The following is a 21151-nucleotide window of genomic DNA, read 5'->3' as shown; positions in this document are numbered from 1 at the left end:
CATGAGCGCCGCCCACAACGCACAAAGCTGGATCGAATCGGCCAACGGCCACCCGGACTTCCCCCTGCAGAACCTACCGCTGGGCGTGTTCAGCCCGCCGGGCGACTCGCCCCGTGGCGGCGTCGCCATTGGCGACTACATCTTCGACCTGAAGACCGCCTGCGAGGCCGGCCTGTTCCATGGCGCCGCGCACCAGGCCGCGCTGGTGGCCAGCGGCGACAGCCTGAACGCCTTCTTCGCCGCAGGCCCCACGGCGCGCCGCACCCTGCGCGACGCTCTGATCCACCTGCTCAGCGAAGGCAGCGGCGAACAGAAGCGCATGGAGCACCTGGGCGCCGCGCTGCTCAAGCCGCAGGCTGCGTGCCGCATGCACCTGCCGGCCAAGGTGGGCGACTACACCGACTTCTACGTCGGCATCCATCACGCGCAGAACGTCGGCAAGCTGTTCCGCCCGGACAACCCGCTGCTGCCCAACTACAAGTACGTGCCCATCGGCTACCACGGCCGTGCCTCGACCATCGTGCCGTCCGGCACCGAGGTGCGTCGCCCCAATGGCCAGACCCTGCCCGCCGGCCTCGACGTGCCGGTGTTCGGCCCCTGCGCGCGGATGGACCTGGAACTGGAACTGGGCATCTGGATCGGCCAGGGCAATGACCAGGGCAAGGCCATCCCGATCAACGCCGCGTCCGGCCACATCGCCGGCTTCTGCCTGCTCAACGACTGGTCCGCGCGTGACGTGCAGGCCTGGGAATACCAGCCGCTGGGGCCGTTCCTGTCGAAAAGCTTCGCCACCACGGTGTCGCCCTGGGTGGTCACCGCCGAGGCGCTGGAACCGTTCCGCGTCGCCCAGCCGGCCCGCCCGGAAGGCGACCCGCAGCCGCTGCCGTACCTTTACGACGAAGGCGACCAGCAGCGCGGCGCACTGGATATAGAGCTGGAAGTCCTGCTGCACACCGCGCGCATGCGCCGCGAACACCAGGCCCCGGAGCGCATCGCCCTGAGCAACACGCTGAACATGTACTGGACCGTCGCGCAGATGGTGGCGCACCACAGCGTCAACGGCTGCCGTCTGCAGGCCGGCGACCTGTTCGGCTCCGGCACCCTCTCCGGGGAAACCCCGGACAGCTTCGGCAGCCTGCTGGAAATGACCTTTGGTGGAAAGCAGCCGGTAATGCTGGCCAACGGTGAGGAACGGCGTTTCCTCGAGGACGGCGACGAGATCATCCTGCGCGCCCGCTGCCGCCGCGAGGGCCATGCCTCCATCGGCTTCGGCGAATGCCGTGGGCGGATCCTGCCGGCCCACTAAGGCCGTCGCTCACTCCGTAGGGCGCATAACGCCCCAGCGTTATCCGCCGCGCAGCTGGCGGATAACCTGTTCCAGGTTATGCGCCCTACCCTCCATGCCACTCCGAGTAGGATGGCGTGGAGCGCAGCGATACCCATCAATGCCCTGCGCCATCAGCATGGGTATTGCTGCGTTCCACCCATCCTACCGATCAACACGCCGCTCTCCGCTGTGGCTGGGCGGTTCGCGAGCAAGGTCGCTCCTACAGGTTTCCCCCTCCAAATCCTGCACAAAAAAAACGGGCCCGAAGGCCCGCTGCTAAACGAGGGTGTTGCTCTCACTATCAATCAGTGCGCGATGCACACCGACTTGATCTCGGTATAGGCCTCGACCACGGCGCGGCCGAACTCGCGGCCCATGCCCGACTGCTTGACGCCGCCGAAGGGCATGCTCGGGTCGAGCAGCACGTGGGCGTTGACCCACACAGTGCCGGACTCGATGCGCGGGACCATGTTCATCGCCTTCGAAAGGTCGTTGGTCCACAGGCTCGCGCCCAGGCCGTATTCGCTGTCGTTGGCCATCGCGATGGCCTGTTCGTCCTCGTCGAACGGCAGGACCGCCAGCACCGGGCCGAACACTTCGTCGCGGGCCACGGCCATCTGCATGGTCACGTCGGCCAGCACGGTGGGCTGCACGTAGAAACCACTTCCACCAACCTGCTCGCCACCACAGACGATGCGCGCGCCCTGCTCGCCGGCACGGGCGATGTGGTCGAGTACGCTGCGCTGCTGCTTGGCAGAAACCAGCGGGTTGATCTGCGCAGTCGGGTCCATGCCCTCGCCCAGGCTCATGCCGGCGACCGCGGCGGCCAGCTTCTCGACGAACTCGTCGTAACGCGAGCGGTGCACGTAGAAACGCGACGCCGCGGCGCAGACCTGGCCGTTGTTCAGCAGGCCGCCCAGCAGCGCGCCTTGCACGGCGTTGTCAATGTTGGCGTCGGCGAGGACGATCATCGGGTTCTTGCCGCCCAGTTCCAGGGCGAAGCGGGTCATGTTCTGCACGGCGGCCAGGCCGACGCTGCGACCCACTGCGGTGGAACCGGTGAAGGAGACCTTGTTGACCAGCTTGTGGCTGGCCAGGCCGCCACCGATGCGCGGGCCGTCGCCGGTCACCAGGTTGAACACGCCAGCCGGCACACCGGCCTGGAAGGCCAGTTCGGCCAGGCGCAGAGCGGTCAGCGGGGTTTCCGAGGCGGGCTTGATCACCACGCTGTTGCCGGTGGCCAGCGCCGGGATCAGCTTCCACACGGCGATCATCAGCGGGAAGTTCCACGGCACGATGCCGGCGACCACGCCCAGCGGCTCGCGGCGGGTGTAGGCGGTGAACTTGGCGCCGGGCGGCAGCGGGATGGAGACGTTCAGCGACTGCCCTTCGATCTTGGTCGCCCAGCCGGCCATGTAGCGCATGAATTCGACGGTGGCGCCGACATCCAGCATGCGCGAGATGTTGATCGACTTGCCCTGGCTGAGGGTTTCCAGCTGGGCCAGTTCCTCGCCATTGGCTTCCACCAGGTCGGCGAAGCGCAGCAGGATGCGCTCGCGGTCGGCCGGGCGCAGGTCGGCCCAGACGCGGGATTTGTAGGCCGCCTGGGCGGATTTCACGGCGCGGTCAAGCAGGTCGGTATCGATGTCGGCGACGCTGGAGATCGCCTCGCCGGTGGCCGGGTTCAGCACGTCGGTGCGGGCGCCCTCGGGCACCACCCAGGCGCCGTCGATGAAGCAGCCATGCTTGCGTGCCAGGAAGGCAGTGACCTGAGGCAGGGTCTGTGTGACGTTCATGGTCTCTCCTGATTGATCAGTGCTGCTGGCTCAGCCAGCAGGTGAGCGCCCGCCGCTCGGCCGCGTCGGCCAGGCCTGCGAAGGGCATGTAGGTTCCGGGCACGGCGGCCTGGGGCTGGCTGACGAAGGCATCGAGGTTGTCGCGCGACCAGGCCGCACCCTTGCCTTTCATCGCCTGGGAATAGCTGAAGCCGGCGAGCGAACCGGCCATGCGGCCGACCACGCCATGCAGGTTGGGACCCATCATGCCGGGGCCGTCGGCCTTGGCGGTGTGGCAGATCGAGCAGTCGCGGGCGAAGACGGTTTCGCCCTGCTGGGCGTCGCTGGCCGGGCAGTCACCGGCGAACGCCAGGACCGGTTGCAGCAGCGCGCCGGCCAGCAGCAGGCCGAGGGCGCGGAATCGGAGCTTGTTGCGGGACATCGGGAAATCACCTTCGAGTACAGCTTGCGGCCGGATGGCGCGCGTCATCGAAGGTGATTGTTGCCAGCGGCGTCGGGGAGGGTCTTTTCCTCTGTGCCAGACGTGTTGGCGGGAGTGCCAAGGTGGCGCTCAGGTGACGAGGGTCATGGGGCGAAACCGGCTAGCGTATGAGCCGGCGGCAGGCAGCATGGGTATCGCTGCGCTCCACCCATCCTACAAGGGGCAGTCGGGGGACGGTGGTGCAAGCGGGCGTTTACGTAGGATGGCGTGGAGCGCAGCGATACCCATCAATAGGCGGCACAAGGCCGCCGGGTATCGCCGTCCACCACCCGAGTCAATTCGCGTAACGCTTGCGGTACTCGCCCGGCGACACCCCGAAGCGGCCCTTGAAGGCCGTGGAGAAGTAGCTCGAATCGGAGAAGCCCCAGGCGTAACCGAGCGCCGACAGCTTCTGCTCGAACTGGGCGTTGCGCAGAGTCTCGGCGCAGAAGTCCAGGCGGCGGTTCTTGATGTACTGCGCCACCACCAGGCCCTTCTTGGCGAACATGCGGTACAGGCCGCGCACCGAGATACCCACTTCACGGGCGATCAGCTCGGGGCAGAGCTCTTCGGCGCCGATGTGCTGGTCGATGAAGGCCGTGGCCTTGCGGAACATGCGTTCGTGGTTGTCCTGCTCGGCGTCCTGGCTGGCCAGCGCAGGGCGCAGCAGCGTCACCAGGGCGTCCAAAGTCGCCTCGCTTTCCAGCATGCCGAGGCTTTCCTGCTGGCTGGTCTCGACGATCAGGCGGTTGGCGAGCACGGCGATCGGCGAGCTGGCCGGGATCTTCGACGCGCAGGTCACTTCGGACATGCGCAGGCCACGCTCGATCACCTGGCGCGGCAGGATCAGCGAGAGCTGCCGGGATTCCTCCAGGTAGGTCATGTCGCTGGGCCGGCTGGCGTCGATCAGGCTGATGTCGCCGCGCGACAGTTCCACGCGGTTGTCGCCCTGCTCCAGGCGCGAGCGCCCTTCGAGCTGGAACACCGCGTAATAGTGCCCGCCGGCGCTGGTGCCGACTTCCTTGCTGGTCCGGTACAGGTGCACCTGGGCCATGTCGACCACGGAAAGCTTGATCGCACCGCCCTGGTATTCGCGCAACCGTCCATGGAACTGGGGGCCGAGGGTGCGCGCATCGAAACGACCGCACGCCCGGTTGACCTGTCCCAGCCACGCCTCGAAAGCGTCATCCCTCAATGTCGATGAAGAATTCATGACCTGCAAAGCCTCACACGCATTGTTTGTTGTTATTCAGCGACGGCCTCCAGGGCCTGTCGTCATCGTTCGCGGCCGCCTTCTATAAGGAAGGTCGCACCGCGCTGTCCCCGCCCGGCAACCGAAGCGTTGCAAAGCGAGAGGCATTTTTCACGCCAACTCCTGTCAGTTCAATCCGCCGAAGCGCTTGTAGAAGCTCTCGCCGACGTCCGGTAGCGGACCGTCGGCGGTCTCCAGGTTGCGGTTCAGCCAGTCCTCGGCCTTGGCGTGGATCAGTCGGTAGATATTGCGGCACAGCTGCCGCGCCGCGCGCCCTTCCCAATCCCCCGGCAGCAGTTCGTCGGGCAGTTGTGGGTCACGCAGGAGCAGCCGGCGGTATTCGTGGATCAACAGGGTGCGTGCCAGGAAGCAGTCTTCCGGGCGCAGCTGGTCCTGCTCGCGCAGCGCTTGCCAGAGCGGGCGGAACAGCTGGATGAATTCGCTGTAGTGCTCACCGAGTTCGTCGATCTTCCAGCTCTCGCGCACCTGCATGCGCATGGCGCGGGACGCCAGCACGTCCTGGGCACGGGTCTCGAAGACGATGCAGTCATCGGCCACGTCGAGGTCCTGCAGGGTCGCCATGACGTCGCTGCGGTCGGCCCGCGGACAGGCCATGACGGTCGGCGAGAGCGCGCCGAAGCCTTGCCATTCCAGCTCCTCGCGGACCTGCTTGCGCTTGTCGGCGGCGATCTGCGAGAGCATCACCAGGGTCCAGGAACCGTCCCAGGCCGGCAGGCTGGAGCTGTAGACGCGCTTGAAGGCCTTCTCGAAGCGCCGCCGGCCGGTGCCGGTCAGGCTGTAGTAGCTGCGCCGGCCGACCTTCTCGGCGGTCAGCCAGTCTTCCTTGGTCAGGCGGAAGATCGAGGTGCGGATCAGCCGCTCGTTGATGCCGAACGGCTCCAGCAGATTGATCAGGCTGCCCAGCCAGACGGTGCCGCCATGGGGTTCGATGGCATCGCCATAGAGGGTGATGATCAGCGAGCTGGCGCGGATCGGCGTCTGCTCCTGGAAGCGATTGATCAGCTGATTCAGCGGTGCTAGAGCGGTCATGGCACGTTGCGCAGTCAAAGGAGCGGCGACTATACCTGCCCGTCGCACCGCCTGGCCATTGGAGCGAACCCCAGTACTCATGCGCCCTTCCCTGCCCCTGCCCCTGCCTCGGCCTTGGGCCGGAAACCGGAATCACCCAGGCGCGGACGCGCTTCTTCTATTTCCGCCAGCGGCTGGCATTCCACCAGGTTTTCGATGCAGCGCCTGGCCAGCGCCTGGTATTCCTCGGTGCCGCGGCGCTTCCAGGCGATCTCTTCGTCGCTCAGGCTGCGCTTGACGCTGGCCGGCGCGCCCATCACCAGGCTTTGCGGCGGGCAATCGAACTTGGCCTTGACGAAGGCGGCGGCTGAAACGATGGAGCGTGCACCGATCTGCGCGTAATCCATCACCACGGCATTCATCCCCACCAGGGCATCCTCGCCGATACGGCAGCCGTGCAACACCGCGCCATGACCGATGTGGCCGTTGCGCTCAACGACGGTGTCGCTGTCCGGGAACCCGTGCATGACGCAGGTGTCCTGAAGGTTCGCGCCTTCTTCGAGGACGATCCGTCCGAAGTCGCCGCGCAGCGCCGCCAATGGGCCGACATAACAGCCGGGACCGACGATGACGTCGCCGATCAGCACGGCGGTGGGATGGACATAAGCGGTCGGATGAACGACCGGGCGCACGCCTTCGAGGCTGTAGCAGGGCATCGGGTTCTCCTGCGGCGCTGCCAGCGTTCGGCATCACCGCACAAAGCGATCTGTTCTTTTGAAAATCTTGTATCACATCAACGCAAGCACCTCCAATCTAAATCTGACGTATCACTTCCCATTGATATCGCAAGGACGGCAAAAAGGCCCACAAAACCAGCAATTCCGCTGCACTGAAGAGCGTTTTCAGCCTCTTCAACTACCTATCCGGTGGCATCGACAGAAATACTTTAGACACGCGATTCAACTTTTGTAGTTGTTTTTCCGTATCGCTTTAGGCCTATACTGCGGAAAGGCCGGAGACGGGCAACGCCTGCCTCCCATAATTCCAATACAGCCGGCCACGAAGCCGTGCGTGCAGCCTGAGGACGATGTCATGCCTCGCACCCTTGACGTTCAGATGCCTGAAGCGGGCGTTCGCCTGATCACCCTGCAGCGCCCCGAAGCGCTCAATGCCCTGAACACCGAACTGCTCGGCGAACTGGCCGCCGAACTCGACGCCGCCGAGCAGGACAGCGAAACCCGCGCCGTAGTCCTGACCGGCAGCCGCAAGGCCTTTGCCGCCGGCGCCGATATCAAGGAAATGGCCGAGCGCGACCTGGTCGGCATCCTCAATGACCCGCGCGTCGGCTACTGGCAGCGCATCGCCGCCTTCTCCAAACCGCTGATCGCCGCCGTCAACGGCTTCGCCCTGGGCGGCGGCTGCGAACTGGCGATGCACGCCGACATCCTCGTGGCCGGCGAAGACGCGCGCTTCGGCCAGCCGGAAATCAACCTCGGCATCATGCCCGGCGCCGGCGGCACCCAACGTCTGCTGCGCGCCGTGGGCAAGCCTCTGGCGATGCAGATGGTGCTCACCGGTGAAGCCATCGACGCCCGCCACGCCCAGCGTGCCGGCCTGGTCAGCGAAGTCACCCAACCCGAATTCACCGTCGAGCGCGCCCTGCAGATCGCCCGCAGCATCGCCGCCAAGGCTCCGCTGGCCGTGCGCCTGGCCAAGGAAGCGCTGCTCAAGGCGCAGGACACGGACCTCGCCAGCGGCCTGCGCTTCGAACGCCACGCCTTCACCCTGCTGGCCGGCACCGCCGACCGGGCCGAGGGCATCCGCGCCTTCCAGGAAAAACGCAAGCCCACCTACCAGGGCTGCTGAATCTCCCCCTTTTACCGGCCATAGCCTGCCCATTGCTGGAGCGATTCCGCCCATGAACTTCGAGCACATCCTGTTTTCCATCGAGGACGGCGTCGCCCTCCTCAGCCTGAACCGCCCGGAGCAACTCAACAGCTTCAACGCCGCCATGCATGGCGAAGTGCGTGAGGCGCTCAAGCAGGTCCGGCAGAACCCGGAAGCCCGCGTCCTGCTGCTGACCGGCGAAGGCCGCGGCTTCTGCGCAGGGCAGGACCTGTCCGACCGCAACGTCGCTCCCGGCGCGGAAGTGCCGGACCTCGGCCAGTCCATCGAACAATTCTACAACCCGCTGATCCGCACCCTGCGCGACCTGCCGCTGCCAGTGATCTGCGCGGTCAACGGCGTGGCCGCCGGTGCCGGCGCGAACATCCCGCTGGCCTGCGACCTGGTGCTGGCGGCGCGCTCGGCCAGCTTCATCCAGGCCTTCTGCAAGATCGGCCTGATTCCCGATTCCGGCGGCACCTGGACGTTGCCGCGCCTGGTCGGCATGGCCCGCGCGAAGGCGCTCGCGCTGCTGGGCAATCGCCTCTCCGCCGAGCAGGCCGAGCAATGGGGCCTGATCTACCAGGTGGTGGATGACGCCAGCCTGCGCGAGGAAGCCCTCAAGCTCGCGCGCCACCTGGCGACCCAGCCGACCTACGGCCTGGCGCTGATCAAGCGCAGCCTCAACGCCAGCCTGAACAACAGTTTCGACGAGCAACTGGAACTGGAGCGCGACCTGCAGCGCCTGGCCGGCCGCAGCGAAGACTACCGCGAGGGCGTTTCCGCCTTCATGGAAAAACGCACCCCCAGCTTCAAGGGTCGCTGATCGATGAGCGCACTTTCGAAAGACGCAAAAGTCGCAGTGATCGGTGCCGGCGCCATGGGCGCGGGCATCGCCCAGGTCGCCGCGCAGGCCGGCCACCCGGTGAAGCTCTACGACAACCGCCCAGGCGCCGCCGCCCAGGCCATCGACGGCATCGACCGCCAGCTCGGCCGCCTGGTGGAGAAAGGCAAAGTGACCGCCGAGGAACGCGCCGCCATCGTCGCCCGCCTGCAACCGGCGGAAGCCATCGAGGCGCTGGCCGACTCGAAGCTGGTGATCGAGGCCATCGTCGAGAACCTGGAGGTCAAGCGCGGCCTGTTCCAGCAGCTCGAAGCGCTGTGCGCCGAAGACTGCATCCTCGCCAGCAACACCTCGTCGCTGTCCATCACCAGTCTTGCCGCCGGCCTCAAGCGCCCGCAGCAGGTCGTCGGCATGCACTTCTTCAACCCGGCGCCGCTGATGGCGCTGGTGGAAGTCGTCTCCGGCCTCGCCACCGACCCGACGCTGGCCGACAGCCTGTATGCCACCTCGCTGGCCTGGGGCAAGAAGCCGGTCCACACCAAATCCACACCGGGCTTCATCGTCAATCGCGTGGCGCGCCCCTTCTATGCCGAAAGCCTGCGCCTGCTGCAGGAGGGCGCCGCCGACTGCGCCACGCTGGATGCGCTGATGCGTGACGCCGGCGGCTTCCGCATGGGCGCCTTCGAGCTGACCGACCTGATCGGCCATGACGTCAACTACGCCGTCACCTGCTCGGTGTTCGCCGCCTACTACGGTGATTTCCGCTTCCAGCCCTCGCTGATCCAGAAGGAACTGGTGGACGCTGGCCGCCTCGGCCGCAAGAGCGGCCGGGGCTTCTACGACTACGCCGAAGGCGCCGAGCGCACGCAGCCGACGAGCCTGAGCAGCTACGCCAGCGTCACCGCTTGTGCACTGGAAGGTGATCTGGGCGTCGCCCAACCGCTGGTGCAGCGCCTGAACGACGCCGGTATCGAGATCACCCAACGCGCCGGTAGCGGCCTGCTTCGGGTCGGTGACGCGGTGATCGCCCTGTCCGACGGCCGCCTCGCCAGCCAGCGCGCCAGGGAAGACGGCCTGCGCAACCTGGTACTGATCGACCTCGCCCTGGACTACAGCAAGGCTTCGCGCCTGGGCCTTTCCGCCTCGACGGACACCACGCCCGCAGCGCTGGATCAGGTCGTCGCCCTGCTCGCCAAGGCCGGCATCGCCGCCAGCCGCCTGAGCGACACGCCCGGCCTCGCCGTGCTGCGCACCGTCGCCATGCTCGCCAACGAAGGCGCCGATGCGGTGCTGCAAGGCGTGGGCAGCGCTGGCGACATCGATCTCGCCATGCGTGCCGGGGTGAACTACCCACAGGGCCCGCTGGCCTGGGCCGGGCAGATCGGCATTGGCAACGTGCTGCGCGTGCTGAACAACCTGCAGGCCGCCTACGGCGAGGACCGCTATCGCCCGTCCCTGCTGCTACGCCGCCTGCATGCCGAAGGAAGGAATTTCCATGACTGACGCCACCCAACTGGCCCGCGACTGCGCCGAGGCCATGTACGAGCGCGACCAGGCCACACGCCGCATGGGCATCCAGCTGCTGGATGCCGGCCCGGGCAGCGCGAAGCTGTCGATGCGGGTGCGCGAGGACATGATCCAGGGCCACGGCACCTGCCACGGCGGCTACCTGTTCGCCCTCGCCGACTCGGCCTTCGCCTTCGCCTGCAACAGCTACAACGACGCCACCGTCGCCATCGGCTGCAGCATCGATTACGTGGCGCCGGCCCGCGAAGGCGACGAGCTGATCGCCCGCGCCTTCGAGCAGAGCCGTAGCGGCCGCACCGGCAACTATGACGTGCGCATCGAGAATTCCCAGGGCCAGCTGATCGCCCTGTTCCACGGCAAATCCTACAAAGTGCGCGGCGCCGTGCTGGCGCAGGAGACCTCCGAATGAGCGATATGACCGACGCCCTGATCATCGACGCCGTGCGCACGCCCATCGGACGCTACGCCGGCGCCCTGTCCGGCGTGCGCGCCGACGACCTCGCGGCGATCCCGATGAAGGCCCTGATGCAGCGCCACCCGGAGCTGGACTGGAGCGCCATCGACGACGTGATCTTCGGCTGCGCCAACCAGGCCGGCGAAGACAACCGCAACGTCGCCCACATGGCCTCTCTACTGGCCGGCCTGCCGGTGAGCGTGCCCGGCACCACGCTGAACCGCCTGTGCGGCTCGGGGCTGGATGCGGTGGGCAGCGCCGCGCGCGCCCTGCGCTGCAATGAAGCCGGCCTGATGCTGGCCGGCGGCGTGGAATCCATGTCCCGCGCCCCCTTCGTGATGGGCAAGTCCGAGCAGGCCTTCGGCCGCAGCGCGGAAATCTTCGACACCACCATCGGCTGGCGCTTCGTCAACAAATTGATGAAGCAGCAATTCGGCATCGACTCCATGCCGGAAACGGCAGAGAACGTCGCCGAGCAGTTCAACATCAGCCGCGCCGACCAGGATGCCTTCGCCCTGCGCAGCCAGCACAAGGCCGCCGCCGCCCAGGTCAACGGTCGCCTGGCGAAGGAAATCGTCCCGGTGGAAATCCCGCAGCGCAAAGGCCCGGCCAAGGTAGTCGAGCAGGATGAACATCCGCGCGGCGACACCACCCTGGAGCAGTTGGCCAAGCTCGGCACGCCATTCCGCGAAAACGGCAGCGTCACCGCTGGCAACGCCTCGGGCGTCAACGACGGCGCCTGCGCCCTGCTGATGGCAACCCCGGCCGCCGCCGCACGCCACGGCCTGAAGGCCCGCGCCCGCGTGGTGGCCATGGCCACCGCCGGTGTCGAGCCGCGGATCATGGGCATCGGCCCGGTGCCAGCGACCCGCAAGGTGCTGGAACTGGCCGGCCTGTCGCTGAACGACATGGACGTGATCGAGCTGAACGAAGCCTTCGCCGCCCAGGGCCTCGCCGTGCTGCGCGAGCTGGGCCTGGCGGACGACGACGCACGGGTGAACCCCAACGGCGGCGCCATCGCCCTCGGCCATCCGCTGGGCATGAGCGGCGCGCGCCTGGTCACCACCGCCCTGCATGAGCTGGAGGAACGTGGTGGCCGCTACGCGCTGTGCACCATGTGCATCGGCGTCGGCCAGGGCATCGCCCTGATCATCGAACGAATCTGATCCATCGGCAGGATCGAACCCCGCACCGTCAGTCGCCTCCGTGCAGCGACTGGCAGGCAGAGCAAAGCCTCTGGCAGGGGTTCGAATCCTTCCGCGAACGGGGGCGCTATGCTGCTCCCATGACACTCGCAGCCCCACCGGGGCTGGCGTACAAGAACAAATCGAGTGAACCCATGAACATGTACCATGATGCCGAACGTGCCCTGCTTGACCCGATGGAAACCGCCAGTGTCGACGAGCTGCGCCAGCACCAGCTAGAGCGCCTGCGCTGGAGCCTCAAGCATGCCCACGACAACGTCCCGCTGTACCAGAAGCGCTTCGCCGAAGCCGGTGTACACCCGGACGATCTGACCTCCCTCGACGATCTCGCCAGGTTCCCCTTCACCGGCAAGAACGACCTGCGCGACAACTACCCCTACGGCATGTTCGCCGTGCCGCAGAACGAGATCGTGCGCCTGCACGCCTCCAGCGGCACCACCGGCAAACCCACCGTGGTCGGCTACACGCAGAACGACATCGACACCTGGGCCAACGTGGTCGCCCGCTCCATCCGCGCTGCCGGCGGCCGCAAGGGGGACAAGGTGCATGTGTCCTACGGCTACGGCCTGTTCACCGGCGGCCTGGGCGCGCACTACGGCGCCGAACGCCTGGGCTGCACCGTGATCCCGATGTCCGGCGGCCAGACCGAGAAGCAGGTCCAGCTGATCCGCGACTTCCAGCCGGACATCATCATGGTCACCCCGTCCTACATGCTCAATATCGCCGACGAGATCGAGCGCCAGGGCGTCGACCCGCACAGCCTCAAGCTGCGCCTGGGCATCTTCGGTGCCGAACCCTGGACCGCCGAACTGCGCCGCGCCGTCGAGGAACGCATGGGCATCACCGCCCTGGACATCTACGGCCTCTCGGAAATCATGGGCCCGGGCGTGGCCATGGAGTGCGCCGAGACCAAGGACGGCCCGACCGTCTGGGAAGACCACTTCTACCCCGAGATCATCGACCCGGCGACCGGCGCCGTGCTGCCCGACGGCGAATACGGCGAGCTGGTGTTCACCTCGCTGTCCAAGGAAGCGCTGCCGATGATCCGCTATCGCACCCGCGACCTGACCCGCCTGCTGCCGGGCACCGCGCGGCCGATGCGACGCATCGACAAGATCACCGGGCGCAGCGACGACATGCTGATCATCCGTGGCGTCAACGTCTTCCCGACCCAGGTCGAGGAGCAGGTGCTGAAGATCAAGCAGCTCGCCGAGTGCTACGAGATCCACCTGCACCGCAACGGCAACCTCGACTGCATCGATATCCACGTCGAGTTGCGCCACGACCTGCAGGGCCTGTCGGCAGACGAGCAGAAAGCCATCGGCAGCGAGCTGGGCAAGCAGATCAAGACCCACATCGGCGTCAGCGCCCGCGTACTGGTGCAGCCTTCCCACAGCCTGAAGCGCTCGGAAGGCAAGGCCTGCCACGTGTACGACAACCGGCCGAAAATCTGAGAACTGAAAGGAACAGGCCCCGGCATTCAGGGCCTGTTCTTGCTTGCAATCAGAAACGCGGCCCCACGGCCTCGCACTCCACCAGACGCTCCACCAGACCCACCAGGTTCTGTACCGAACGCCTTTCGACATCTTGCGCAGCGCTGTCGCCACTGCCCAGGCTTATCCCGACGTCCGCCCCTCGCTCCAGAGTGCGACGGAACAAGGTGCCACCCTCGTGCGCCTCAAAGGTATAGGTGATCTTCAGCGAGGACCCCTTGAGCTGGATGCTCGCTCTGCATGGACGTTCATAGTCCGCCACCTGCCATTCGATCTCCCGCGCCCCGTCGCTGGTACGCACAAACTCATAGAAAACGTCACCAGGCTGGAACGGCCTCTCCGTGACGCCCGACACCGCGCGGGTCGCCAGATGCCAGCGCGGCCAGAAACGCACCTGCGTCACTAGGTCAAACACCTGTTCCACGCGCCCCTTGATCACTACTTCGTTGTTGCTCTGCATCGTTACTGCTCCTGAGTCGCTAGACCTCACCCGCCCGGCATCAACCGCAAGTGTTAGCTCTATCGGCCGAATTGCGGGCAAGCACCGGCCAATTCTTTGTTCCACACCTAGACGAAGCAATCAAAGAAGCAGTCTTCAGATGAGCCTGGCAGCAAGCTCGGACAGAGACCTCAGCGCAACAACGCAATCCAAAGGGATTGACCGGGTCACTTGACCGATTCCGCAGATGACCATCTGTCGCTCTCCTCTACGCAATGTCGATCCTGACGCTGACCTTTCGACTATCCCTCAGAGGCAGGCGGTATCCGGCCGTCCGCCCACCCGCAGGAGATGAACGATGAACTATGTCGATGGCTTCCTCGTACCGGTGCCCACCGCCAGCAAAGGGCGTTACATAGAGGTGGCGCGCAAGGCCGCTGCAATGTTCAAGGAGTACGGCGCGCTGGGCGTCGTGGAGTGCTGGGGCAACGACGTTCCCGAAGGCAAAGTGACCTCCTTCCCCATGGCGGTGAAGCTCAAGGAAGACGAAACCGTGGTGTTCTCCTGGATCACCTGGCCGAGCAAGGAGGTGCGTGACACGGGCATGAAGAAGTTCATGGAAGACCCGCGCATGAAGACCGAATTCAGCGAGATGCCCTTCGACGGCCAGCGCATGATCTTCGGCGGCTTCGACGTCATCGTCCAGGCCTGACCCGCCGCGCCCCGCTCCTGCAGACGCCCCCTGTAGGAGCGGGCACGCCCGCGATCCGCCGGCAAGGCCGGCGCCAGACCGTAACGCAGCCCCTATATCCCCACCCTAACACCGCACTTATTCACGCAATAAACACAATTTACGTATCATTTCGTCGCCTTAAAACCCCATCACCGGCGTATCCTCGCACCGCGATGGAACACCGCAATCTCCCGAATATTACCCGCACAATCATCACATTTATCAGATTTAACCCTGGTAGATGCGTCTTTTCACGCCTGCAGAAACCCCTCAGAACCGGCCAAAGCGATACTCAAACAAATTACGACACATCATTTAGTGTTAGACATTCATTTCTGTATCATTTAAAAATACAGCCATGGCCAAGGCCACCCTACGAACAAGACAAAAGGCTGGAGACACAGCATGTACGCACAACTGGTTGAGACCGGCGTGAAGCGCATCAAGGCGCTGGAGGAGATGTCCCCCGAGGAACGCGCCTTCCAGGAAAAGATCGATGCCGAGGTAAAGATCGAGGCGAAGAACTGGATGCCCGACGCCTACCGCCAGACGCTGATCCGACAGATTTCCCAGCACGCCCACTCCGAGATCGTCGGCATGCTGCCCGAGGGCAACTGGGTGACCCGCGCGCCAACCTTGAAGCGCAAGCTGCAACTGATGGCGAAGATCCAGGACGAAGCCGGCCACGGCCTCTACCTCTACAGCGCCATGGAAACCCTGGGCGCCGACCGTGATACCGAGATCGCCAAGCTTCACAGCGGCAAGGCGAAGTACTCCAGCATCTTCAACTACCCGACGCTGAACTGGGCCGACATGGGCGCAGTGGGCTGGCTGGTGGACGGCGCCGCCATCGTCAACCAGGTGGTGCTGCAGCGCACCTCCTACGGCCCCTACTCGCGCGCCATGATCCGCATCTGCAAGGAAGAGAGCTTCCACCAGCGCCAGGGCTACGAAATCCTCCTGACCATGATGCGCCACGGCAACCAGGCGCAGAAGGACATGGTCCAGGACGCCATAAACCGCCTCTGGTGGCCGGCCCTGATGATGTTCGGCCCGAGCGACGCCGACTCCCCCAACAGCGCCCAGTCCATGGCCTGGAAGATCAAGCGGCAGAGCAACGACGAGCTGCGCCAGCGCTTCGTCGACCAGACCGTGCCGCAGCTGGAACTGCTCGGCTGCACTGCCCCGGACCCGGACCTGAAATGGAACGAGGAGCGCGGCCACTACGACTTCGGCGACATCCAGTGGGAAGAATTCTACGAAGTGCTCAAGGGCAACGGCCCGTGCAACACCGAGCGCGTCGCCACCCGCCGCAAGGCCATCGAAGACGGCGCCTGGGTCCGCGAAGCCGCGGTCGCCTACGCCCGCAAACAACAACAGAAGAAAGACGCAGCCTAATTCCGCCTCTGAGCTAGCGAGCTAGAGCAGAACTAGGCGGAAACAGGCGCGGGCGCGGAGTTTAGGTTTGTAAATGAGCAAGCCCGGAACTGTTTCCAACGACGTTATGCCGACGCGCAGCAGCTCATGCCTGATGAGCAGGAGAACGCCATGAGTGAGTGGACCCTTTTTGAAGTTTTTGTACGCAGCAAGCACGGCCTGAACCACAAGCACGTTGGCAGCGTCCACGCCGCCGACGCCGCCATGGCCATCGAGAACGCCCGCGAGCTCTACACCCGCCGCAACGAAGGCGTCAGCCTGTGGGTCGTGCCCTCCGCGCTGATCACTGCCTCCTCCCCCGACGAGAAGGACCCGCTGTTCGACCCGTCGCAGGACAAGGTGTACCGCCACGCCAGCTTCTACGAGCTGCCGCCCGAAGTCGGCCACATGTGAGATCGCGTGCATGAATCCGCATAACGACAAGATCGAATACCTGCTGCGCCTCGCCGACAGCGCCCTGATCCAGGGCCAGCGCCTGTGCGAATGGTGCGGCCACGCCCCGGCGCTGGAAGAAGAACTGGCGCTGATGAACGTCGGCCTCGACCTCGTGGGCCAGGCGCGCAACTGGTACGAGTACGCCGTGGAGCTACTGGACGACGGCCGCGACGCCGACGCCCTGGCCTTCCGCCGCGACGAGCGCGCCTTCCGCAACCTGCTGCTGGTGGAGCAGCCCAACGGCGACTTCGCCGTGACCATCACCAAGCAGCTCCTCTATGACGCCTGGCACTTCCACGTGCTGCACGCCCTGAGCGCCTCCAGCGACGAGCGCATCGCCGCCATCGCCGCCAAGGGTCTGAAGGAAGTCACCTACCACCTGCGCCGCTCCGGCGAGTGGATGCAGCGTTTGGGCGACGGCACCGAGCAGAGCCATACGCGCATGCTCGCGGCGATCCCGCAGGTGTGGCGCTTCACCGTCGAACTCTGCAATGCCGACGAAATCGAGCAGCGCCTGTTCGCCGAAGGCGTAGCGCCGAACCCGGAAGAACTCGCCGCCGCGTGGAAGGCCAAGGTCGCCGACATCTTCGCCGCCGCCACCCTGCCGCTGCCGGAACCTGCGGTGAACTTCTACCTCAGCGGTCGTCGCGGTGTGCACACCGAGCACCTTGGCATCCTCCTGGCCGAGATGCAGTTCCTCCAGCGGGCCTACCCCGATGCGACCTGGTGAGCTGATTACCAGCGACCGCGGCGCGCGCGCAGGCTCCGCTGACGACCTCTGCCATGCCTGGAACGTGCTCGGCGCGGTGATGGACCCGGAAGTGCCGGTGGTCAGCGTGGTCGAGCTGGGCATTGTGCGCGGGCTCGACTGGCAGGACGGGCATCTGCACGTAGTGGTCACCCCGACCTACTCCGGCTGCCCGGCCACCGAGGTCATCGAGCAGGACATCCAGCACGCCCTGGAACACGCCGGCTTCGCCGCGCCTCAACTGGAGCGCCGGCTGAACCCGGCCTGGACCACCGACTGGATCAGCGACAGCGGCCGCGAAGCGCTGCGCGCCTACGGCATCGCCCCGCCGGCCGGCAGCACCAGCAAGCGCAGCCTGCTCGGGGAAAGCCCGGAAGTCTGCTGCCCGCAGTGCGGCAGCGCGCACACCGAGCTGCTCAGCGAGTTCGGTTCGACCGCCTGCAAGGCGCTGTACCGCTGCGTCGACTGCCGCGAACCGTTCGACTACTTCAAGTGCATCTGAGCGGCGCCGCCGCCGGAGAAGAACAATGAGCAAGTTCCACAGCCTGAAAATCAAGGAAGTGCGCGCGGAAACCCGCGACGCCGTGTCCATCGCCTTCGACGTCCCGGCGGACCTGGCCGACAGCTTCCGCTTCGAGCACGGCCAGCACCTGGTCATGCGCACCCAGCTCGACGGCGAGGAAGTGCGCCGCTCCTATTCCATCTGCAGCGGCGTCAATGACGGCGAACTGCGCGTGGCGATCAAGCGCGTGCCGGGCGGGCGTTTCTCCGCCTATGCCAACGAAGCGCTGAAGGTCGGCGCCAGCCTGGAAGTCATGCCGCCGGCCGGCCATTTCAACGTCCAGCTCGACCCGGCGCGCCGCGGCAACTACCTGGCGGTCGCCGCCGGCAGCGGCATCACGCCGATCTTGTCGATCGTCAAGACCACCCTGGAAACCGAGCCGAACAGCCGCGTCACCCTGCTCTACGGCAACCGCTCCAGCAACGCCGCGATGTTCCGCGAGCAGCTCGAAGACCTGAAGAACCGCTACCTGCAGCGCCTCAACCTGATCTTCGTGTTCAGCCGCGAACAACAGGACGTGGACCTCTACAACGGCCGCATCGACGCCGACAAGTGCGGCCAGCTGTTCAGCCGCTGGCTCGACGTGAAGAGCCTGGACGCCGCCTTCATCTGCGGCCCGCAGGCGATGACCGAGACCGTGCGCGACCAGCTCAAGGGCAACGGCATGCCGGCCGAGCGCATTCACTTCGAGCTGTTCGCCGCCGCCGGCAGCGAGAGCAAGCGCGAGGCCCGCCAGGCTGCCGCCGCGATCGACAGCGCGAAGAGCCAGATCACCGTGATCAGCGATGGCCGTGAGCTGTCCTTCGAGCTGGCCCGCAACAGCGTCAGCGTGCTCGATGCCGGCAACGAACACGGCGCCGAGCTGCCCTACTCCTGCAAGGCCGGCGTGTGCTCGATCTGCAAGTGCAAGGTGGTATCCGGCGAGGTGGAGATGGACAGCAACTTTGCCCTGGAGGACTACGAAGTGGCGGCCGGCTACGTGCTGAGCTGCCAGGCGTACCCGATCAGCGACAGCGTGGTGCTGGATTTCGACCAGCTCTGAGTCGTAGCTGCGGACTCAACCAGTAGGAGCGCCCCATGGGCGCGCTCCTACAGGGAGCGCCGTGCTCCAAATGCTCCAGCGCCATCGGCCACAAGGCTCCTGGCGAACCTTATCCGGCGGCCCAGTCCCGCCACTTCACAAGCACCGCCGTCGCCCACCCGGCGCGGCGGTCACCGGCAGCAGCCGGCACCCTTGCGTAGCGATCCGGAGGAAGACAACCATGGCCCAAGAGCCAATCCTGCAAAGTTTCATCGGCGGCCGCTGGGTCGGCCAGCATGGCGCCCAGGCGCTGCGTAGCGCGCTCAACGGCCAGACCGTCGCGCGCACCCACGAAGAGACGCTGGACTTCGGGCAAGCCGTCGCCCACGCCCGCGAGCAGGGCCTGAAAGAACTGATGTCCATGGACTTCCAGCAGCGCGCCCAGCGCCTGAAGGCCCTGGCGCTGTACCTGACCGAGCGCAAGGAACAGCTCTACGAGATTTCCCGCCACAGCGGCGCCACCCGCGCCGACAGCTGGATCGACATCGAAGGCGGCGCCGGCACCCTGTTCGCCTACGCGGGCGTCGGCGGTCGCGAGCTGCCCTCGGGCAACGTCGTCCATGAAGGCCCGGCGATCCCGCTGGGCAAGACCGGCAAGTTCGCCGGCAGCCACATCCTGGTGCCGCGCGGCGGCATCGCCGTGCACATCAACGCCTTCAACTTCCCCATCTGGGGGATGCTGGAAAAGTTCGCGCCGAGCTTCCTCGCCGGCATGCCGTGCATCGTCAAGCCGGCCACCGCCACCAGCTACATCACCGAGGCCGCCGTGCGCGTGATGCATGAGTCCGGCCTGCTGCCGGCCGGCAGCCTGCAGCTGATCATCGGCGGCACCGGCGACCTACTGGACCGCTTGCAGGGCCAGGACGTGGTGACTTTCACCGGCTCCGCCGACACCGCCGCCAAGCTGCGCGTGAACCCCAACCTGATCCGCAATTCGGTGCCGTTCAATGCAGAGGCCGACTCGCTGAACTGCGCCATCCTCGCCCCGGACGTCACCCCGGACGACGAAGAGTTCGACCTCTTCGTCAAGGAAGTGGCCCGCGAGATGACCGCCAAGGCCGGGCAGAAATGCACCGCCATCCGCCGCGCCATCGTTCCCGCCAGGCACATCGACGCCGTTGCCGAGCGCCTGCGTGAGCGCCTGGCCAAGGTCGTGGTCGGTGACCCGTCGGTGGAAGGCGTGAAGATGGGCGCCCTGGCCTCCCACGCCCAGCAGTCCGACGTTGCCGAGCGCGTCGAAGCACTGCTGAAGTCCAGCGAGCTGGTCTTCGGCGCAAAAGATGGCTTCGCCCCGCGCGGCGACGGCGTCAGCGAAGGCGCATTCTTCGCCCCGACCCTGCTGCGCAGCCGTGACCCGCACGCCGAAGGCGGCGCCCACGACATCGAGGCCTTCGGCCCGGTGAGCACCCTGATGGCCTACGACGACATCGACGAAGCCATCGCCCTTGCCGCCCGCGGCAAGGGCAGCCTGGTGGCGAGCCTGATCACCCGTGATCCGCAGGTAGCGGCGAAAGTCGTTCCGGCCATGGGCGCACTGCACGGCCGCCTGCACATCCTCGACCGCGAGTCCGCCGCCGAATCCACCGGGCACGGCTCGCCGCTGCCGGTGCTCAAGCACGGCGGCCCGGGTCGTGCCGGTGGCGGTGAAGAACTGGGCGGCCTGCGCGCGGTGAAGCACTACTTGCAGCGCACTGCCGTTCAGGGCTCGCCGACCATGCTGATGGCCGTCACCGGCGAATACGTGCGTGGCGCCAAGGTCTACGAGACCGAAGTGCACCCGTTCCGCCGCTACTTCGACGATCTGAAGATCGGCGAGTCGCTGCTGACCCACCGCCGCACCGTCACCGAGGCCGACCTGGTCAACTTCGGCTGCCTGTCCGGCGACCACTTCTACATGCACTTCGACGAACTGGCAGCGAAGGATTCGCAGTTCGGCAAGCGCATCGCCCACGGCTACTTCGTGCTCTCGGCGGCGGCCGGCCTGTTCGTCTCCCCCGGCGTCGGTCCGGTGCTGGCCAACTACGGCCTGGACACCCTGCGCTTCATCAACCCGGTGGGCATCGGCGACACCATCCAGGCCCGCCTGACCTGCAAGCGCAAGATCGACCAGGGCAAGAAGAGCCCCAAGGGCGAGCCGCAGGGCGTGGTGGCCTGGGACGTGGAAGTCACCAACCAGCTCGGCGAACTGGTGGCCAGCTACGACATCCTCACCCTGGTGCTCAAGCGCGCGTGATGCGCTGAGCGTAGAGACTCCGGTGTCATCTTCGACCGGCCTTCGGGCCGGTTTTTTCATGCCTGTGAAAAATGAAATCCGGAAGCGGCCTGCGTGCAGTCCGAATCGCGAGCAAGGGCGCAGGGCGGATAACGCTGGCGCGTCATGCGCCCGACAGACCAACGATCCGCGCGGACGTCTTTGCGCATTTCTGATATCGCCCCACCCCGCGC

At 66.1% G+C, this 21151-nt stretch carries 20 protein-coding genes; 14 read left to right on the top strand and 6 right to left on the bottom strand.

Annotated elements, in window-relative coordinates; genetic code table 11:
- Position 1: 1 nt before the first annotated feature.
- Entirely contained in the window at positions 2-1306 is a 1305-nt protein-coding gene (gene fahA / locus IB273_RS04685; RefSeq protein WP_081519805.1) for a fumarylacetoacetase, read from the top strand.
- Between the two features lie 326 nt (positions 1307-1632).
- On the opposite strand, the gene IB273_RS04680 is transcribed toward fahA, so the two are convergent.
- From IB273_RS04680 to paaY, 5 genes are all read right to left on the bottom strand, one after another.
- The gene (locus IB273_RS04680; protein ID WP_192223376.1) at positions 1633-3123 is read right to left on the bottom strand and encodes an aldehyde dehydrogenase family protein; all 1491 of its coding nucleotides are present in this window, start codon (positions 3121-3123) and stop codon (positions 1633-1635) included.
- Positions 3124-3139: 16 nt separating this feature from the next.
- A complete protein-coding gene (locus IB273_RS04675) occupies positions 3140-3544 on the bottom strand; it encodes a c-type cytochrome (RefSeq protein ID WP_081519803.1) in 405 nt (134 codons plus the stop codon).
- A 334-nt stretch (positions 3545-3878) separates the two neighbouring features.
- The gene (feaR, locus tag IB273_RS04670) at positions 3879-4796 is read right to left on the bottom strand and encodes a transcriptional regulator FeaR (RefSeq protein ID WP_081519802.1); all 918 of its coding nucleotides are present in this window, start codon (positions 4794-4796) and stop codon (positions 3879-3881) included.
- Positions 4797-4961: 165 nt separating this feature from the next.
- Positions 4962-5885 carry a phenylacetic acid degradation operon negative regulatory protein PaaX gene (paaX, locus tag IB273_RS04665; RefSeq protein ID WP_192210683.1) on the bottom strand — a complete coding sequence of 308 codons (924 nt, stop codon included), beginning with the start codon at positions 5883-5885 and terminating at the stop codon, positions 4962-4964.
- Positions 5886-5962: 77 nt separating this feature from the next.
- Positions 5963-6580: a phenylacetic acid degradation protein PaaY gene (paaY, locus tag IB273_RS04660; protein ID WP_192223375.1), complete on the bottom strand. Its 618-nt coding sequence runs from the start codon at positions 6578-6580 to the stop codon at positions 5963-5965.
- Between the two features lie 376 nt (positions 6581-6956).
- On the opposite strand from paaY, the gene paaF reads away from it, so the two are divergent.
- From paaF to paaK, 6 genes are all read left to right on the top strand, one after another.
- Complete coding sequence (gene paaF / locus IB273_RS04655; protein ID WP_151187020.1) at positions 6957-7730, top strand: 2,3-dehydroadipyl-CoA hydratase PaaF; 774 nt, start codon at positions 6957-6959, stop codon at positions 7728-7730.
- Positions 7731-7782: 52 nt separating this feature from the next.
- A complete protein-coding gene (gene paaG / locus IB273_RS04650; RefSeq protein WP_081519798.1) occupies positions 7783-8574 on the top strand; it encodes a 2-(1,2-epoxy-1,2-dihydrophenyl)acetyl-CoA isomerase PaaG in 792 nt (263 codons plus the stop codon).
- 3 nt (positions 8575-8577) lie between these two features.
- Positions 8578-10095, top strand: a complete 1518-nt coding sequence (gene paaH, locus IB273_RS04645; RefSeq protein WP_192223374.1) for a 3-hydroxyacyl-CoA dehydrogenase PaaH — start codon at positions 8578-8580, stop codon at positions 10093-10095.
- On the top strand, positions 10088-10528 hold the full coding sequence (gene paaI / locus IB273_RS04640; protein ID WP_225610075.1) for a hydroxyphenylacetyl-CoA thioesterase PaaI: 441 nt from the start codon (positions 10088-10090) through the stop codon (positions 10526-10528). The genes paaH and paaI overlap by 8 nt, the downstream gene beginning before the upstream one ends.
- Positions 10529-10533: 5 nt before the next feature.
- Positions 10534-11739, top strand: a complete 1206-nt coding sequence (gene pcaF, locus IB273_RS04635; protein WP_192223807.1) for a 3-oxoadipyl-CoA thiolase — start codon at positions 10534-10536, stop codon at positions 11737-11739.
- A 173-nt stretch (positions 11740-11912) separates the two neighbouring features.
- Entirely contained in the window at positions 11913-13232 is a 1320-nt protein-coding gene (gene paaK, locus IB273_RS04630) for a phenylacetate--CoA ligase PaaK (protein WP_192223373.1), read from the top strand.
- Between the two features lie 49 nt (positions 13233-13281).
- Here paaK and IB273_RS04625 read toward each other — a convergent pair whose 3' ends face one another.
- Entirely contained in the window at positions 13282-13731 is a 450-nt protein-coding gene (locus tag IB273_RS04625; protein ID WP_192223372.1) for an SRPBCC family protein, read from the bottom strand.
- 337 nt (positions 13732-14068) lie between these two features.
- Between IB273_RS04625 and IB273_RS04620 the strand changes: the two genes are divergently transcribed.
- The 7 genes from IB273_RS04620 (at position 14069) to paaZ (ending at position 20939) form a co-directional block, all read left to right on the top strand.
- Positions 14069-14422, top strand: coding sequence for a DUF1428 domain-containing protein (locus IB273_RS04620; RefSeq protein ID WP_192223371.1), 354 nt, complete (start codon positions 14069-14071; stop codon positions 14420-14422).
- A gap of 426 nt (positions 14423-14848) precedes the next feature.
- On the top strand, positions 14849-15841 hold the full coding sequence (gene paaA, locus IB273_RS04615) for a 1,2-phenylacetyl-CoA epoxidase subunit PaaA (RefSeq protein WP_081519793.1): 993 nt from the start codon (positions 14849-14851) through the stop codon (positions 15839-15841).
- A 150-nt stretch (positions 15842-15991) separates the two neighbouring features.
- Positions 15992-16273 (top strand): 1,2-phenylacetyl-CoA epoxidase subunit PaaB, encoded by a 282-nt coding sequence (gene paaB / locus IB273_RS04610; protein WP_017520939.1) that lies wholly within the window; start codon positions 15992-15994, stop codon positions 16271-16273.
- A gap of 10 nt (positions 16274-16283) precedes the next feature.
- On the top strand, positions 16284-17045 hold the full coding sequence (gene paaC, locus IB273_RS04605; RefSeq protein ID WP_192223370.1) for a 1,2-phenylacetyl-CoA epoxidase subunit PaaC: 762 nt from the start codon (positions 16284-16286) through the stop codon (positions 17043-17045).
- Positions 17032-17565 carry a 1,2-phenylacetyl-CoA epoxidase subunit PaaD gene (paaD, locus tag IB273_RS04600; RefSeq protein ID WP_151187013.1) on the top strand — a complete coding sequence of 178 codons (534 nt, stop codon included), beginning with the start codon at positions 17032-17034 and terminating at the stop codon, positions 17563-17565. Before paaC ends, paaD begins: the two co-directional genes overlap by 14 nt.
- A 25-nt stretch (positions 17566-17590) precedes the next feature.
- Complete coding sequence (gene paaE / locus IB273_RS04595; protein WP_192223369.1) at positions 17591-18667, top strand: 1,2-phenylacetyl-CoA epoxidase subunit PaaE; 1077 nt, start codon at positions 17591-17593, stop codon at positions 18665-18667.
- Positions 18668-18887: 220 nt separating this feature from the next.
- A complete protein-coding gene (gene paaZ, locus IB273_RS04590; protein WP_151187011.1) occupies positions 18888-20939 on the top strand; it encodes a phenylacetic acid degradation bifunctional protein PaaZ in 2052 nt (683 codons plus the stop codon).
- Positions 20940-21151 lie beyond the last annotated feature (212 nt).

Origin of the sequence: Pseudomonas sp. PDM19 (genome assembly GCF_014852215.1) — a bacterium.
In the GTDB taxonomy this organism is placed as follows: Bacteria; Pseudomonadota; Gammaproteobacteria; order Pseudomonadales; family Pseudomonadaceae; genus Pseudomonas.
The sequence above is the reverse complement of the archived record's forward strand: the minus strand, read 5'-3'. Positions and strand labels throughout refer to the sequence as shown.

Bases quoted from the DNA above. Each gene is read 5' to 3' on its own strand.
- fahA (WP_081519805.1), top strand. From the start codon at position 2: ATGAGCGCCGCCCACAACGCACAAAGCTGGATCGAATCGGCCAACGGC.
- IB273_RS04680 (WP_192223376.1), bottom strand. From the start codon at position 3,123: ATGAACGTCACACAGACCCTGCCTCAGGTCACTGCCTTCCTGGCACGC.
- IB273_RS04675 (WP_081519803.1), bottom strand. From the start codon at position 3,544: ATGTCCCGCAACAAGCTCCGATTCCGCGCCCTCGGCCTGCTGCTGGCC.
- feaR (WP_081519802.1), bottom strand. From the start codon at position 4,796: ATGAATTCTTCATCGACATTGAGGGATGACGCTTTCGAGGCGTGGCTG.
- paaX (WP_192210683.1), bottom strand. From the start codon at position 5,885: ATGACCGCTCTAGCACCGCTGAATCAGCTGATCAATCGCTTCCAGGAG.
- paaY (WP_192223375.1), bottom strand. From the start codon at position 6,580: ATGCCCTGCTACAGCCTCGAAGGCGTGCGCCCGGTCGTTCATCCGACC.
- paaF (WP_151187020.1), top strand. From the start codon at position 6,957: ATGCCTCGCACCCTTGACGTTCAGATGCCTGAAGCGGGCGTTCGCCTG.
- paaG (WP_081519798.1), top strand. From the start codon at position 7,783: ATGAACTTCGAGCACATCCTGTTTTCCATCGAGGACGGCGTCGCCCTC.
- paaH (WP_192223374.1), top strand. From the start codon at position 8,578: ATGAGCGCACTTTCGAAAGACGCAAAAGTCGCAGTGATCGGTGCCGGC.
- paaI (WP_225610075.1), top strand. From the start codon at position 10,088: ATGACTGACGCCACCCAACTGGCCCGCGACTGCGCCGAGGCCATGTAC.
- pcaF (WP_192223807.1), top strand. From the start codon at position 10,534: ATGACCGACGCCCTGATCATCGACGCCGTGCGCACGCCCATCGGACGC.
- paaK (WP_192223373.1), top strand. From the start codon at position 11,913: ATGAACATGTACCATGATGCCGAACGTGCCCTGCTTGACCCGATGGAA.
- IB273_RS04625 (WP_192223372.1), bottom strand. From the start codon at position 13,731: ATGCAGAGCAACAACGAAGTAGTGATCAAGGGGCGCGTGGAACAGGTG.
- IB273_RS04620 (WP_192223371.1), top strand. From the start codon at position 14,069: ATGAACTATGTCGATGGCTTCCTCGTACCGGTGCCCACCGCCAGCAAA.
- paaA (WP_081519793.1), top strand. From the start codon at position 14,849: ATGTACGCACAACTGGTTGAGACCGGCGTGAAGCGCATCAAGGCGCTG.
- paaB (WP_017520939.1), top strand. From the start codon at position 15,992: ATGAGTGAGTGGACCCTTTTTGAAGTTTTTGTACGCAGCAAGCACGGC.
- paaC (WP_192223370.1), top strand. From the start codon at position 16,284: ATGAATCCGCATAACGACAAGATCGAATACCTGCTGCGCCTCGCCGAC.
- paaD (WP_151187013.1), top strand. From the start codon at position 17,032: ATGCGACCTGGTGAGCTGATTACCAGCGACCGCGGCGCGCGCGCAGGC.
- paaE (WP_192223369.1), top strand. From the start codon at position 17,591: ATGAGCAAGTTCCACAGCCTGAAAATCAAGGAAGTGCGCGCGGAAACC.
- paaZ (WP_151187011.1), top strand. From the start codon at position 18,888: ATGGCCCAAGAGCCAATCCTGCAAAGTTTCATCGGCGGCCGCTGGGTC.